This window comes from Bariatricus sp. HCP28S3_A7, assembly GCF_052066375.1.
Taxonomy (GTDB): domain Bacteria; phylum Bacillota; class Clostridia; order Lachnospirales; family Lachnospiraceae; genus Allocoprococcus.
On the sequence record NZ_JBQHSG010000001.1, the window covers coordinates 243,813 to 259,075 of the forward strand.

Genomic DNA, 15,263 nt, shown 5'->3' on the forward strand with positions numbered 1-15,263 from the left:
ATGGAATTGAAGAAAATAGCCGTGATCCATACGGATTTCCCAGAGAAATTCGGGATTCCGAGGCAGAGTAATTTGGCGGACACGCGCGGAAGAATTGTTTTAGAAGAAGAATACCGAAGAGAAGAGGCGGTCCGGGGGCTGGAAGACTATTCATATCTTTGGCTGATATGGGAATTCTCCGAAGGAAAACGGGAAGAATGGAGTCCTACCGTACGTCCACCGCGGCTCGGAGGAAACTGCCGGATGGGAGTCTTTGCGACCAGATCACCTTTTCGCCCGAATCCCCTCGGGCTTTCCAGTGTGAAACTTGATCGAATTGAAGTAACAGAAAAGGAAGGCCCTGTTCTTTATGTGACCGGAGCCGATCTGCTTGACGGGACGCCGATTTACGATATCAAGCCTTATTTGCCATATGTGGACAGCCATCCGGAAGCGAAAAGCGGATTCGCCGGGAAAGTGCAGGACTATGCTCTTTCCGTGTGTGATGAAAATGGAGTGTTGGATGGAATCGGAGAAGAAGATAGAAAGGTGCTTTTTCAGATTCTTGAACAGGATCCGCGGCCATCTTATCAGAATGATCCGGAGCGGATCTATGGAATGGCTTACGCGGGGATGAATGTGAAGTTTCGTGTGGAGGGGGAGAAATTGTTTATCGTTGGGGTGGAAAGTGAGGACACCATATGAAATACTATATGGCACCACTGGAAGGAATCACGGGATACATTTACCGGAGAACATACCATGAATTGTTCGAACCGGCTGACAAATACTTCATTCCCTTTCTGACACCGAATCAGAAAGGGAAATTCAGTTCCAGGGAGCTGAATGATATTTTGCCGGAGCATAATAAAGGAATGTATACTGTTCCGCAGATTCTGACGAATCGGTCGGAAGAGTTTATTTTTTGTGCGCAGAAACTGGAGGAGGAATTCGGATATCAGGAAGTGAATCTTAATCTGGGTTGTCCGTCCAAAACAGTGGTATCCCGATACCGCGGATCGGGTTTCCTGATCAAAACGGATGACCTGGAACGCTTCCTGGATGAAATATTTGAAGCGCTGGATATGAGGATTTCCGTCAAGACCAGGATCGGAAAATGGGATGAGGAAGAGTTTGATGAACTGCTTCGGATCTACAATCGTTTTCCAATGGAAGAACTGATCGTTCATCCGAGGCTCCAACAGGATTATTATAAGAATACTCCGAATCTGGAAGCTTTCGAAAAAGCGACAGAAGAGAGCGCAAACCGGCTTTGTTATAACGGCGATATTTTTACGGTTGAAGATTATGCAAAATGGAAAGAACGATTTCCGCGGACGGAAATGCTTATGATGGGGCGGGGGATTTTAAGAAATCCCGGACTGATCGGAATGATAAAAGGTAAAGGGGCTCCGGAAAAAGAAAGAATTCATGAGTTTCACGACCGCCTTTTGAAAGAATATATAGAAGTGAACTCCGGGGATACGCCGGTTCTATTTAAAATGAAAGAACTCTGGGCATACATGGGAGAAATGTTTCCGGATTCCGGTAAATATCTGAAGAAAATAAAAAAGGCACAGAAGGTGGAGATTTATGAGAAGGCTGTAGACGAATTGTTTCTGGCGTGCGATATGAAGATCTGAGAAAAGAAAACATGAGTTGAGAAATTCTGAGATAAGGAAATATGAAATAAGAAATTCTTTGTGTATGGGAAGAGTTTATGATATGATAGTCCTGATTGTGAAATTTAAAGAATAAAAGTGAGGTGTCACAAATGGATAAATACTTAGAAGAAGTGGAGAAGAAGGCGGCGATTCTGATCGATGCGCTTCCGTATATCCGCGATTTCAGCCAGAAAATTATCGTGATCGAATACGGCTGCAGCGAGTGGCTGAGCGGGATGGAAGAACAGCAGTTGATGAAGGACATCGTTCTTCTTAAAAGCGTAGGCATGTATCCGGTCGTTGTGCATGACACGCGAATGGGAATGGACAAGTTCCGTGAGAACAAGCGGATCGCAAAGCTCTTGGAACTCTGTGGAGTGAAGGCAATCGGCGTTTGCGGAATCGACGTGCAGACGTTACATATGATTCTGGATAACGATTACATTCCGGTCATCGTTCCGAATGATATTGATAATGAATCCGAGTATATTGACCCGAAGGAGACGGCATTGGAAATTGCAGTCCGGCTTGGGGCAGATAAGCTGATCTATCTTTCTAAATATCCCGGAATCTATATAGATGAAAGCCGCAAGGAGGTCTATCCGCGCCTTACCGTGCCGGCAGTGCGTTCGCTGGAAAAAGAAAGAAATTTCCCGGAGGGACTCAGGAAAATTCTGGACTTTGCATTGCTTGCGACAGAACAGGGAGTTAACCGGGTACATATGCTGGACGGCAGGATCCGCCATGTGCTTCTTCTGGAATTTTTCAGCGTTGCAGGTGCGGGAACGATCATCATCAAAGATGAAAACAAACTCTATGATCACGAGCTGAAGAATAAGAATATCATTGAGTATAAAGAAAAAGAGTAACTGGATCGTTACGGGAAAAAATAGAATCTAAAGGATACACAAGGTAACTAATCATGAAGAAAATGAGTTTGAAAAATATTACAATGCTGTTTCTGACGGCATTTATCTGGGGCGTCGCGTTCGTGGCGCAGAGCGTGGGGATGAATTACATCGGGCCATTCACGTTCAGCTGCGTGCGGTCGATCCTGGGAGGAATCGTGCTGATTCCGTGCATCTGGTTTCTGGATCGTTTGAAAATGAAAGAAGAAGGGGTAACGGAAAAGCGCACGATGTCAGAAAAAGAGAAGAAGACCCTTCTCATAGGAGGAATTTGCTGTGGGATTGCGTTGTGTGTGGCATCCAATCTGCAGCAGTTTGGTGTGAAATACACGACCGTCGGAAAGGCAGGTTTTATCACCGCATTATACATCGTGCTGGTGCCGATCTTTGGAATTTTCCTGAAGAAAAAAGTAGGAGTGAAGGTGTGGATCAGCGTGGCAATCTCAGTCGTGGGACTGTACCTGCTCTGCATGACCGAGAAACTTTCTATCAGCAAAGGTGATTTTCTGGTACTTCTATGTGCCATTGTATTTTCCATCCATATCCTAGTGATCGATCATTTCTCACCGCTGGTGGACGGCGTGCGTATGTCCTGCATCCAGTTCTGGATTACGGGAATTCTCTCCGCGATCCCGATGTTTCTCTTTGAAAAGCCATCACTGTCCGCCATTTTTGCGGCTGCGGTTCCGCTGCTTTATGCAGGTGTGATGTCCAGTGGAGTTGCCTATACACTTCAGATCGTGGCCCAGAAAGATGCGGACCCGACGGTGGCTTCCCTGATCCTGAGTCTTGAATCCGTGTTCTCCGTGCTGGCCGGATGGGTGGTACTCGGACAGGTGATGAGCATGCGAGAAATCTGCGGATGCGTGCTGATGTTTGCCGCGATCATACTTGCACAGCTTCCGGAAAGAAAAACAGTTCAGCCGTAAGGATGAATCGGTGACTGGAAAGAGAACCAGGAAAGAAATAGAACTTCCATTTTAAAAACAGGTATGATATACTATTTACATAGTGCGAGCTATATGCAAACTGAAAAGACAGGAGCAAGAAGACAGATGAAGAGAGTACTTTTAAAATTAAGCGGAGAAGCGCTTGCAGGTGATAAGAAGACAGGGTTTGACGAAGCAACATGTATCGGGGTTGCCGAGCAGGTGAAGAAGATTGTGGACCAGGGCATTCAGGTGGCGATCGTGACCGGAGGAGGTAACTTCTGGAGAGGAAGAACCAGTGAGACGATCGACAGAACGAAGGCAGACCAGATTGGTATGTTGGCAACGGTCATGAACTGTATCTATGTATCCGATATTTTCCGTCATGTGGGTATGAAGACAGAAGTATTTACCCCGTTCGTCTGCGGTGCATTTACCACATTATTTTCCAAGGATGCCGCAGTAGAAGCACTGAACGAAGGAAAGGTTGTTTTCTTCGCGGGAGGAACGGGACATCCGTATTTTTCAACGGATACAGGAGCAGTATTAAGAGCAATCGAGATCGAAGCGGATGCGATGCTCCTTGCAAAGGCAATTGACGGAATCTATGACAGTGATCCGAAGGTAAACCCAGAGGCGAAGAAGTACGATGAGATTTCCATTCAGGAGATCATCGATAAGAAGCTGATGGCAGTGGATCTGACCGCATCCATTATGTGTCTTGAGAATAAGATGCCGATGCTGGTATTCGGACTGAACGAAGAAAATAGTATTGTTGAGACTATGAGCGGACACTTTACCGGCACGAAAGTTACGGTATAGGACGCTTGAATTAGAGGAGGAAGAAACCATGAATGAAAGATGTAAAGTATACGAGGAGAAGATGCAGAAGACACTGAAGAATCTGGATGGAGAGCTTGCATCAATCCGTGCAGGAAGAGCGAATCCGAATATTTTGAATAAACTGACGGTTGATTATTACGGAACACCGACTCCGATTCAGCAGGTAGCGAACATCTCCGTACCGGAAGCACGTTTGATCCAGATCCAGCCATGGGAGAAGAAGCTGATCCGTGAAATTGAGAAGGCAATCCAGATGTCAGACATCGGAATCAACCCGACAAACGACGGCAGTGTGATTCGCCTGGTATTTCCAGAACTGACCGAGGAACGAAGAAAAGAACTCGTGAAGGATGTTAAGAAGAAAGGTGAGGCAGCTAAAGTGGCAGTCCGCAATATCCGCCGCGACGGCAACGATGCATTTAAGAAATTAAAAGGCACCGAAGTTTCAGAGGATGAGATCAAGGATATGGAAGAAGATCTGCAGAAACTGACCGATAAATATATCAAGGAAGTTGATAAATCTGTAGAAGCGAAATCCAAGGAAGTTATGACTGTATAACAAGTTGTGATAGAAAGAGGAGGGGCAGCAAAGAAACCTGCAGCCCCTTTATTCTGTTTTATAGAAAGTGCATAGGACGGAATTTTATCTGGAATGCACGGGAGGAAAAAGTATGAACGTACCACAGCATATCGCAATTATCCTGGATGGCAACGGCCGCTGGGCGAAGTCGAAAGGGATGCCGAGAAATTACGGTCATGCTCAGGGGAGTAAGAATGTAGAGAAGATCTGTGAAGTGGCATATAAGATGGGAGTCAAATATCTGACCGTCTATGCATTTTCCACAGAGAACTGGAACCGTCCGCAAAGTGAAGTGGACGCACTGATGACACTGCTTCGCAATTATATGAAGACCTGTCTGAAAACGGCGGAGAAGAACCGCATGAAGGTACGGGTGATCGGAGACAAGACCCGTCTGGATGACGATATCCGTACCCGGATCGAAGAACTGGAAGAGGCATCGAAGAATAACGACGGGCTGAATTTTCAGATTGCGATCAACTACGGCAGCCGCGACGAGATGGTCCGTGCCATGCGGAAAATGATGAAAGACTGTGAGGCAGGAAAGATCACTTCCGATGAAGTGACCGAAGAAGTATTTGAAAGCTATCTGGACACCCACGGAATTCCGGACCCGGATCTGCTGATCCGGACCAGCGGCGAACTCAGATTATCCAATTATCTGTTATGGCAGCTGGCTTATACCGAATTCTATTTCACCGACGTTCCGTGGCCGGATTTCACAAAAGAAGAATTAGAAAAGGCTATTATGCAATATAATAACAGAGACAGACGTTACGGTAAGATAAAGGAGGAAGAAGATGTTTAAGACAAGACTTCTCAGCGGAATTGTACTGGTCATCATCGCATTTCTGACCATTTATAGCGGAGGATATGTGTTATGGACTACACTGGCTCTGGTCAGCCTGATCGGACTCAGAGAACTCTATCAGGTCGTCAAATGTGAGAAGAATCCGCTTGGAATCGCAGGATATCTGGCATCGATCGCCTATTATGTGGTGCTCCTTGCCGCACCGGGTAATTTTCAGCTTCAGGTTATGGTATTTATCGCAGCACTGGTTGGTGTGATGGCGGTCTATGTATTTTCATTTCCGAAATTCAAATCGGATCAGGTCACGACGGTATACTTCGGGATCCTCTATGTGGCAGTCATGCTGTCTTTCATTTTTCAGACGAGAAATCTGGAAGACGGACTGTTTCTCGTGGGACTCGTGTTCCTCTGCTCCTGGGGATGTGACACCTGTGCTTATTGCGTCGGTGTGCTGATTGGAAAGCATAAAATGGCTCCGAAGCTGAGCCCGAAGAAATCCATCGAAGGAGCAGTCGGCGGACTTGCAGGAGCTGCACTTCTAGGCGCACTTTACGCACTTGCCATCAACAGATGGGGCGGCACGACGGTCAGTCCGGCCGAATTTGCACTGATCTGTTTCGTGGGAGGTATGATCTCCATGATCGGAGATCTGGCAGCGTCAGCGATCAAACGAGACCACGATATTAAAGATTACGGAAAACTGATCCCGGGACACGGCGGTATCCTGGATCGATTTGACAGCGTGATTTTCACAGCACCTGTTATTTACTTTATGGCAATGGCAATCATGTAGTGCTGCACGGCGGACCGTAACAAGTTTGGAAATAGAAAGCCATACAGGCAGGAGGCGCAAATGAAAAAAATAGCAATACTTGGATCTACAGGGTCGATCGGAACACAGACCCTGGAAGTCGTAAGAGAGAATAAAGATATCGAAGTGCTTGCTCTTGCAGCCGGAAATAATATCACATTGCTGGAGCAGCAGATCCGCGAATTCCATCCCAGACTCGTCGGCGTATGGGCCGAGGAGAAAGCCGAAGAACTGAAAAGCCGGATCCGCGACACCGGTACAAAGGTCGTAAGCGGAATGGACGGACTTCTGGAAATCGCACAGATCGAAGGAAGCGAGATACTGGTCACGGCGATCGTCGGAATGATCGGCATCCGGCCTACGATCGCAGCCATCGAAGCGGGCAAGGATATCGCACTGGCAAATAAAGAAACACTGGTAACGGCAGGGCACATCATCATGCCGCTGGCTAAGAAAATGGGTGTGAAGATCCTTCCGGTGGACAGCGAACACAGCGCGATCTTCCAATCCCTGCAGGGAAGCAGACGGAGCGAAGTGAAGAAAATCCTTCTGACCGCATCAGGCGGACCGTTCCGCGGAAAGAAACAGGAGGATCTGCTGAATATCCGCGTTGAAGATGCACTGAAGCATCCGAACTGGGCAATGGGACGCAAGATCACCATCGATTCTTCTACCATGGTCAACAAAGGACTCGAAGTGATGGAGGCAAAATGGCTTTTCGATGTCGATATCGATGATGTACAGGTGGTCGTTCAGCCACAGAGCGTAATCCATTCCATGGTTGAATTCGTAGACGGCGCGGTGATCGCACAGCTCGGCACGCCCGATATGAAGCTGCCGATCCAGTACGCACTTTATTATCCGGAGAGACGATACCTTCCCGGAGACCGAGTCGATTTCTGGAAGATCGGACATCTGGATTTCGAAGAACCGGATATGGATACGTTTTATGGTCTGGAACTCGCCTACGAGGCAGGACGGACAGGGGGAACACTGCCGACCGTATTTAACGCGGCAAATGAGCTGGCAGTCAGCCAGTTTTTGAACCGGGAGATCAAATACCTGGAAATTATAGAGATTATCGAGGATTGTATGAGAGCGCATAAGACGATTGAAAACCCGACTGTGGAACAAATACTGGAAACAGAAGCGGCAACCTATGAAAGAATCAGAAGCAGGAGGTAGTAAATGGGAATCGTACTTGCGATTTTTATCTTTGGTTTTATCGTGTTCTTCCATGAACTGGGACATTTTATCCTGGCCAGAAAGAACGGAATCGACGTAGATGAGTTCTGGATCGGAATGGGTCCGACTCTTCTGCACAAAAAAATCGGCAATACCGATTATTGTCTGAAACTCCTTCCCATCGGAGGCGCATGTATGATGGGAGAAGATGAAGTCGATGATTTGAGCGAGGGAAGCTTCAACAGCAAATCCCCGTGGCGGCGGATCTCCGTCATTGCGGCAGGTCCTGTATTTAACTTCATACTTGCATTCATCTGCAGTATTATTTTCATCGGCATCGTCGGTGTTGATAAGCCGATTATTGGAAGCGTAACCGAAGGAAGCCAGGCCTATGAAGCAGGAATAGAAGCGGGAGATAAGATCGTGAAGATTGGCGGTAAACATATCTTTATTTTCCGCGACATTTTCGTCTACGAGCAGATTCACGCCGGAGAAGAACAGGAAATCGTTTATCTCCGTGACGGCGAAAAACATTCGGTTGTTCTCACCCCCGAAAAAACCGAAGACGGATACTATATAATTGGAATCACAAGCACCGGATACGAGAAAGCCGGTATCGTTGATATGCTCAAATACAGTGTTTTCGAGGTACGTTACTGGATCGATTCCACGATCAGCGGCCTTCGGATGCTGTTCACCGGCAAAGTAGGAGTGAGCGAACTCTCCGGACCGGTGGGAGTTGTCAGCATCGTAGATAATACCTACAAACAGACCAAATCAGGTGGTGCTTTACTCGTATTCGCCAACATGCTGAGACTTGCCATACTCCTCTCAGCCAATCTGGGCGTCATGAACCTGCTGCCGATCCCGGCACTGGACGGAGGAAGACTGGCGTTCCTGATCGTCGAAATCATACGAGGCAAACGGATTCCACCGGAAAAAGAAGGATATGTACATCTGACAGGAATGGTATTCCTGCTGGGGCTCATGGCATTTGTCATGTTCAATGATGTAAGGAAGATCTTCTTCTAAAAAGAAATTCGATGATGTGTGAAGTAAACAAGGCCACGCAGCATCGGATTTTCTATTTGCGGTAACGTGTGGATGGAAAATAGAATTAACTTTTTAACTTTACATGTGAATTTAAAAAAGTTAAACATGTTATAATAGGAGGGAAGAGATATCATGCGAGAGCAGCTGACAGAAAGTGATGTAAAAAAAATTCAGGAGGAAATCGAATACCGTAAACTTGTTGTCCGAAAGGAAGCGATAGAAGCAGTAAAAGAAGCAAGAGCACACGGGGATTTAAGCGAGAATTTCGAATATCATGCGGCCAAGAAAGATAAAAACCGAAATGAAAGCCGTATCCGTTATCTGGAAAGAATGCTGAAAACGGCAGTGATCGTATCGGATCGATCCGAGGACGGAGTGGCCGGAATCAATAACCGAATCACCGTTTATTTCCCGGAAGATGACGAAGAGGAAACATTCAAACTGGTTACTTCCATTCGAGGAAATTCTCTGAACGGATATATCAGCACCGAATCTCCGATCGGAAAAGCTATATTCGGACATAAGGTTGGAGATACCGTATCGGTGAAAGTCAGTGACGACTATTCTTATGATATAAAGATTGTTAAAATTGAGAATACGACGGATGATGAAGCGGATAGGATTCGGGCGTATTAGTTGTGGTAGTGATCGCTTGTATAGTTCAGGTGCCTGTCACTGTAAAAAAAACATAAACTGATGTTGACTAAAAACAGGATGTGGAAAAATGGACAATACAAGATTATGTGAACAAAGGAAGGAAACGTTGCATGCGCTACAAGAGTGCAGTTCTGAAGAGAATCTCTGGAACTGTATCGTTGCGTATCAGGATTATCCGTTTTATACCAGTACCGGGCTTTCATTTCGATATACATTGAAAATCGGGCGTAATGGAGAATATACAAAAGAATTATTTATCGATCGAAGGGAGAACAGTAAGTCGTTGTCGTGGAGTTCGGTGAGAATTGCATTTGGAAAAGCGGTTGGGAAGAAAGGGTATGTATTTAAACGTCCGAAAGAGATCGCTGATGTGCGGGGAATCAGTTATGTTTATAGTCTGCTGTGGCGTTTTGGGGTTATAATGGTACCGGAAGATGTGGAAAGGAAGCTGCGAGGGAGTGTATGAGCCATGAACTCAGACATCAAGAATAAACAAGATCAAAAGGACGATGAGGTCACCAGTTAGAATATGGCAGAGAAAGGAAGTAGATAAAGGATAGAAATTATGGATTGCCATAAATGGGAAACTGTGGTACACTATTTCTCGAAACTGGTTCGAAAACCTCCCAGTATAAAAAACTAGGCAAAGTAAATCAGAATATATTCAGGCTGCAGGAAAGCAGCCTGGTTCATGATGCTTTTGTTTATGGAGGTTTCTGTAAACAAAAGCTATTTTTTTGCCTTTGAAAATAATAAGGAAAGGGAAAAAGAAGATGGAACGAAGAAAAGTGATTATTGACTGTGATCCTGGAATTGATGACAGTCTTGCGATCATGCTGGCGCTTAAATCAGAAGAGATCGAAGTGATCGGAATTACGATCGTGTGTGGAAATGCTCCTGTGGAGATGGGATTTGGAAATGCAAAGAAGGTCCTGCGGCAGATGGGCAGACTGGATGTACCGATTTTTGTCGGGGAAAAGAGACCGGTCAGGCGGGAATATGTGAATGCGCTTGACACCCATGGAGAAGATGGACTTGGTGAAAGCTATTTGTCGGAAGTGGATGGCTATGAACAGCAGATGGATGCTGTTGATTTTATGGCATCGGTGCTGAAAGCGGAGAAGGTTTCGGTGATCGCGTTGGGGCCGATGACGAATCTTGCAGTGTTGATTGATCGGGCTATGGATGCATTTCTCAACATAGAAGAGCTGGTGTCCATGGGCGGAACGTTTAAAAGTCATGGAAACTGTTCGCCGGTGGCGGAATATAACTACTGGTGTGATCCGGATGCGGCGGCGCTTGTGTACGATACAATGTATGAAAACGGCAAAAAGATTCATATGATAGGTCTTGATGTGACGCGGAAAATTGTTCTGACACCGACGATTTTGGAATATATTTGCCGGCTGAATCCTGAAACGGGTGATTTTATCAGGAAGATTACAAAGTTTTATTTTGATTTTCACTGGCAGTGGGAGCATATCATCGGGTGTGTGATCAATGATCCGCTTGCAGTGGCGTATTTTATCGATCGAAAGATCTGCCAGGGGTTTGACTCTTATGTACAGATCGAAACGCAGGGCATTTCGCTGGGGCAGTCTGTGGTAGATTCGATGAATTTCTACAGAAAAGAGGCCAATGCAAAAGTGATGACAGAAGTAGATGTCCTGCGCTTTTTCCGGTTATTCCTTTCCAGAATTCTGGACGTGAAGCCGGAAGAACTGGATATTTTGCAGGATATCATATAGGAGGATTTGTGATATGAGTGAAAAAATTAGAAAAACTTCGGCATATAAGATTTGTCTGATTGCATTTGCTATCTGCATCAATTTGATCGGAGGCCAGATCGCGCTGTTTCTGAAACTTCCGATTTATCTGGACAGTATTGGAACTGTTTTGATTGCTTCGGTTATGGGGCCATTCTATGGAATGCTCCCGAATCTGATCAGTGGACTGCTTATGGGAATAACGGTTGATATTTATTCCCTGTATTATGCACCGGTTGGGATCATACTTGGGTTTGTGACCGGCCTTGTATACAGGAAATACCATCCGAAGAAGTGGTGGATTCTGGTGGCGGCGCTTGTAATCACCATTCCGTCTACGATTGCAAGTTCTTGCATTACGGCGTTTTTGTTTGGCGGAATTACGTCTTCGGGTTCCACGATCCTTGTTCAGGTGCTGGCCAGAACACCGCTTGGACTGGTGGGAAGCTGTTTTGTTGTGCAATTTATTACGGATTATATCGACCGAGTGATTTGTTTGTACGTTGTTGCGATCCTGAACAAGGCATTGAAGAAATATTTGAAGGAGAGTTTGTAAAGATGAATGTATTGATTACCGGGACCGGCTCCGGGATTGGGAAAGGGTGTGCGGAATATTTCTTAAAGGAAGGGCATCGCGTGTTTGGATTTGACAGGAAGGAGTCTGCAATTGTGGATGAGAATTATACCCATTATTGCCTGGATATCCGAGAAGAATCTGCCTATCCGGAACTTCCGGAGATTCAGGTGCTGATCAACAATGCCGGTGTCCAGAATGACAATGATATTGACGTGAATCTAAAGGGAACGATATCGATAACCGAGCATTATGGGATTCAGCCGGAGATTCGCTCGATTGTCATGATCGGATCGGCAAGCGGGCATACCGGTTCGGAATTTCCGGAATATGCGGCAAGCAAGGGAGGCGTCCTTGCTTATACCAAGAATGTAGCTATGCGGATCGCAGCGTATCAGGCTACTTGCAACAGCCTGGATTTCGGAGGGGTTATGACCGAATTGAACAGACCGGTGATGGAAGATGAAACACTGTGGAATGAGATTATGGAACTGACTCCTCTGAAGCGGTGGATGACGGTGGAAGAAGCGGCGGAATGGATCTATTTTATGGCGGTTACGAACCGGTTTTGCACCGGGCAGAATATTTTGATCGATGGGCTGGAAGCGGGAAACTGCAATTTTGTCTGGCCAAAGTGACATATCGCTTGTTTATAGAAAAGAATGATTGCGAATCATGGCTTCGTGTGATAACATTATCCTAAAGTGGATAGATTTCATGTATGGCAGATAGGGGAAGGCTACCCTGCCACCTGAGGAGGAAATGATATGTTTGAAACACTGAAGATTGTCGGAGAGAAGTTCCGGCTTCCCGGCGAGCTGTATTCTTACCATGTGATTGCAATGGGAAATATTAATTCTACTTATAAAGTAACTTATACGAATGAGAAGACGTTCAAGTCTTATCTGTTCCAGAAAGTCAATACGAATGTATTTAAGAGTCCGGTTGAGATTATGGAGAATATCGATCATGTGACGTCGTTCATCCGCGCGAAGTATCCGGATCAGATCACCCTTCATTTTCATCATACGAATGAGGGGACGAATTATTATATTGATGGGGATGATGCGTTCTGGCGTGTGATCAATTATGTGGATTCGGTGACGTTTAATGCTTCGGATGATCTGCATGTGATCGAGGCGACGGGGAAGGCGTTTGGTAATTTTCAGACACAGCTTTCGGATTTTGACGGTTCGATTCTGCATGAGACGATTCCGGATTTTCATAATACGAAAAAGCGGTTGGATACGCTGTTTGCGGATGTGGAAATGGATGAATGTGGCCGTGTGAAGGAAGTATCTGAGGAGATCGCGTATATTGAGTCGGTCAGAGAGCAGGCGGCGGAGCTTAGTGTGAGATTTGAAAATGGTGAGATCCCGAAGCGTGTCACGCACAATGACACGAAATGTAATAATGTGCTGTTTGACAGTGTGACGAAAGAGCCTATCGTGGTGATCGATTTGGATACGATCATGCCGGGTATGTCGATGTATGATTTCGCGGATGCGGTCCGGTTTATTGCCAATACGGCGGTGGAGGATGAGCCGGATACTTCGAAGGTGTTCTTTGATACAGCGAAATTCCGTGCGTTTGCAAATGGTTTTATCGGGGCAACGAAGGACTCTCTTACGGAGATTGAGATTGAAAATCTTGTGAAGGCGACGTTTTCGATTACGATCGAGCTTGCGTCCAGATTCCTGGATGATTACATTACCGGGGATAAATATTTCCGGTGTGAGTACCCGAAACATAATCTGGTCCGGACCCGCTGTCAGTTGCAGTTGGCGAAGAATATTGCGCGGAAGACGGATGAGCTGGAATGGATCATCCGGGATGTTCTGGAGAAACGTTCCTAAGTTTATTTATAATAAATTTTTCCAAGCAGACGATCCAGATTGTCTGTATTAATCTGTTCGATCAGTTCGCCTTGTGCGTAATAAATACTGATCACGGATTCGCATAAGGTCCGGCAGATGCGTTCCAGATCGCGGACGCCGTCTTCCGGGCAGAGGCGGATCAGTTCTTTTATCGCATCTTCTTTCAGTTCAAGGCCCTGTGGATGTGCCAGCTCATTTTCCAGAGGATCACAGAGATAATCCAGAGAGTCCAGATGATATTCGGTGATCAGCTTCGGCCAGACGTAGCCTTCCACGATTCGTTCTTTATCAAACGGTGTGTAGGATGGAAGCTCCACGATATCAAGCCGGTCTTTCAGGACCGGAGAGAGCGGCTCAAGGCTGTTGGCTGTCGCGATGAAAATTGCATTGGACAGATCCAGCGGAAATCCGAGATAGTTGTCCACAAACCGAGAACGGTCGCTGTCCAGAAGGTCGAGCAGTACATTCTCTGGGCAGCCGTGTTCCAGTGAATCCCCCATTTTATCGATTTCATCGAGAAGAATCACCGGGCAGAAGCTCTTGGAGCGGATCAATGCATCCACGATCCGTCCAGGTCTTGCGTTATGGAAAATGGTCTGGGTGCCGCGAAGAAACAGCGCATCGGAGATCCCTGCCAGGGAAATCTTGACGCATGGCCTTCCCATTGCCCTTGCGATGGAGGCGGCGATGGAGGTTTTTCCGACGCCCGGAGCCCCTGCGAGAAGTAGAACGGCACCATAATTCTTGCCAAGATGCTTCTGGCAGGCCATGTAGCGGAGGATTTTCTCCTTCACATCCGTCATGGCATAGTGGGAGCAGTCCAGAATCCGTTTCGCCTGTGTCAGATTAATATCCGGGACTTTGTCACCTGCCTGCCACGGAATCTTCAGCATCGTGGTAAGGTAGGCTTCTTTTATATCAGCCGGATCCAGTTCAATAAGAAAATTCTGTATTTCTTCCGGCATACATTCAAATAACTCCGGCGCGATCCGGTTCCGAAGGCGGTATTTCAGTTGGTTGTGACGGGAGAGCGTTTCTGTTTCATTCATGATCTTGTACTCCAATTTTATCTGCATTTGTTTGTTGGATGTATTATAATATATTTGTAGGGATTTTTTCAATAGGATGGAAGTTAATAATGGGGAGAATAGGGGGAGTTTCATTTTCAATTACAGATTCATTGAAAAATGATATTGTGTATGCTAACATAACGGAAACGGAATACTTTGAAACAGGAATTGTGCTTGGAATAGAATCATATGAATCAGGAGCGAAGAAATTGTGGCAGAAAGAATCATAGAAATTATAAAAATCATACTTACGAACGTACTGACAGCATTGTACCAGCCGCTTGGCTTTGCAATGATATTAGCAGTGCTATTTATGTTCCTATATTTATATGCGCGGGAGCACGGGTGGAAGGAGGCGGCCGGAATGTGGTGGAATGCGTTCAAAGCGGATTCCTTTTTCCGCAAGCTGTTTGTGCTGGCATTTTACACGGCGATGCTTCTTTTTCGGACGCTGCTGAACCGGGATATCTGGGCGAATCCGCTTTCGAATGTGATCGGAGGGGCGATTTGCTGGATTGGATATAAAGTGAAGTCTAATAACAAACCGCTGTAACCT

At 46.1% G+C, this 15,263-nt stretch carries 18 protein-coding genes and 1 riboswitch; of the genes, 17 read left to right on the forward strand and 1 reads right to left on the reverse strand.

The features are described from left to right. The 16 genes from tsaA (at window position 1) to ACTNA4_RS01305 (ending at window position 13,616) form a co-directional block, all read left to right on the forward strand. The gene (tsaA, locus tag ACTNA4_RS01230) at window positions 1–684 is read left to right on the forward strand and encodes a tRNA (N6-threonylcarbamoyladenosine(37)-N6)-methyltransferase TrmO (protein WP_427819759.1); all 684 of its coding nucleotides are present in this window, start codon (window positions 1–3) and stop codon (window positions 682–684) included. Continuing rightward, entirely contained in the window at window positions 681–1,622 is a 942-nt protein-coding gene (locus ACTNA4_RS01235; RefSeq protein ID WP_427819760.1) for a tRNA dihydrouridine synthase, read from the forward strand. Before tsaA ends, ACTNA4_RS01235 begins: the two co-directional genes overlap by 4 nt. Window positions 1,623–1,753: 131 nt before the next feature. Continuing rightward, on the forward strand, window positions 1,754–2,512 hold the full coding sequence (locus tag ACTNA4_RS01240) for an amino acid kinase family protein (protein WP_427819761.1): 759 nt from the start codon (window positions 1,754–1,756) through the stop codon (window positions 2,510–2,512). Between the two features lie 53 nt (window positions 2,513–2,565). After that, a complete protein-coding gene (locus ACTNA4_RS01245) occupies window positions 2,566–3,480 on the forward strand; it encodes a DMT family transporter (protein ID WP_441024831.1) in 915 nt (304 codons plus the stop codon). Between the two features lie 126 nt (window positions 3,481–3,606). Continuing rightward, window positions 3,607–4,302 (forward strand): UMP kinase, encoded by a 696-nt coding sequence (pyrH, locus tag ACTNA4_RS01250; RefSeq protein ID WP_427807091.1) that lies wholly within the window; start codon window positions 3,607–3,609, stop codon window positions 4,300–4,302. A 28-nt stretch (window positions 4,303–4,330) separates the two neighbouring features. Further along, window positions 4,331–4,882, forward strand: a complete 552-nt coding sequence (frr, locus tag ACTNA4_RS01255) for a ribosome recycling factor (RefSeq protein ID WP_427807090.1) — start codon at window positions 4,331–4,333, stop codon at window positions 4,880–4,882. Between the two features lie 112 nt (window positions 4,883–4,994). Next, the gene (locus tag ACTNA4_RS01260; RefSeq protein WP_427819763.1) at window positions 4,995–5,711 is read left to right on the forward strand and encodes an isoprenyl transferase; all 717 of its coding nucleotides are present in this window, start codon (window positions 4,995–4,997) and stop codon (window positions 5,709–5,711) included. Further along, a complete protein-coding gene (locus ACTNA4_RS01265) occupies window positions 5,704–6,507 on the forward strand; it encodes a phosphatidate cytidylyltransferase (protein ID WP_441028203.1) in 804 nt (267 codons plus the stop codon). The genes ACTNA4_RS01260 and ACTNA4_RS01265 overlap by 8 nt, the downstream gene beginning before the upstream one ends. Before the next feature lie 60 nt (window positions 6,508–6,567). After that, entirely contained in the window at window positions 6,568–7,710 is a 1,143-nt protein-coding gene (dxr, locus tag ACTNA4_RS01270; protein WP_427807087.1) for a 1-deoxy-D-xylulose-5-phosphate reductoisomerase, read from the forward strand. 3 nt (window positions 7,711–7,713) lie between these two features. Next, window positions 7,714–8,742 (forward strand): RIP metalloprotease RseP, encoded by a 1,029-nt coding sequence (gene rseP, locus ACTNA4_RS01275; RefSeq protein WP_427807085.1) that lies wholly within the window; start codon window positions 7,714–7,716, stop codon window positions 8,740–8,742. A gap of 153 nt (window positions 8,743–8,895) precedes the next feature. After that, window positions 8,896–9,399 (forward strand): transcription elongation factor GreA, encoded by a 504-nt coding sequence (gene greA / locus ACTNA4_RS01280; RefSeq protein WP_427807084.1) that lies wholly within the window; start codon window positions 8,896–8,898, stop codon window positions 9,397–9,399. Window positions 9,400–9,487: 88 nt separating this feature from the next. Next, window positions 9,488–9,886 (forward strand): hypothetical protein, encoded by a 399-nt coding sequence (locus ACTNA4_RS01285; RefSeq protein ID WP_441028206.1) that lies wholly within the window; start codon window positions 9,488–9,490, stop codon window positions 9,884–9,886. Between the two features lie 138 nt (window positions 9,887–10,024). After that, window positions 10,025–10,069, forward strand: a riboswitch (PreQ1 riboswitch). Window positions 10,070–10,193: 124 nt separating this feature from the next. Further along, entirely contained in the window at window positions 10,194–11,168 is a 975-nt protein-coding gene (locus ACTNA4_RS01290) for a nucleoside hydrolase (RefSeq protein ID WP_441028208.1), read from the forward strand. A 13-nt stretch (window positions 11,169–11,181) separates the two neighbouring features. Next, window positions 11,182–11,742: an ECF transporter S component gene (locus ACTNA4_RS01295; RefSeq protein ID WP_441028210.1), complete on the forward strand. Its 561-nt coding sequence runs from the start codon at window positions 11,182–11,184 to the stop codon at window positions 11,740–11,742. A gap of 2 nt (window positions 11,743–11,744) precedes the next feature. Continuing rightward, a complete protein-coding gene (locus ACTNA4_RS01300) occupies window positions 11,745–12,398 on the forward strand; it encodes an SDR family NAD(P)-dependent oxidoreductase (protein WP_441024837.1) in 654 nt (217 codons plus the stop codon). A 129-nt stretch (window positions 12,399–12,527) separates the two neighbouring features. Continuing rightward, window positions 12,528–13,616, forward strand: a complete 1,089-nt coding sequence (locus tag ACTNA4_RS01305; RefSeq protein ID WP_441028212.1) for a phosphotransferase enzyme family protein — start codon at window positions 12,528–12,530, stop codon at window positions 13,614–13,616. 2 nt (window positions 13,617–13,618) lie between these two features. Here ACTNA4_RS01305 and ACTNA4_RS01310 read toward each other — a convergent pair whose 3' ends face one another. Next, the gene (locus tag ACTNA4_RS01310) at window positions 13,619–14,686 is read right to left on the reverse strand and encodes an AAA family ATPase (RefSeq protein ID WP_441028213.1); all 1,068 of its coding nucleotides are present in this window, start codon (window positions 14,684–14,686) and stop codon (window positions 13,619–13,621) included. Between the two features lie 232 nt (window positions 14,687–14,918). Between ACTNA4_RS01310 and ACTNA4_RS01315 the strand changes: the two genes are divergently transcribed. Then, window positions 14,919–15,260 (forward strand): hypothetical protein, encoded by a 342-nt coding sequence (locus ACTNA4_RS01315; protein WP_441028214.1) that lies wholly within the window; start codon window positions 14,919–14,921, stop codon window positions 15,258–15,260. The last annotated feature ends 3 nt before the right edge of the window (window positions 15,261–15,263 follow it).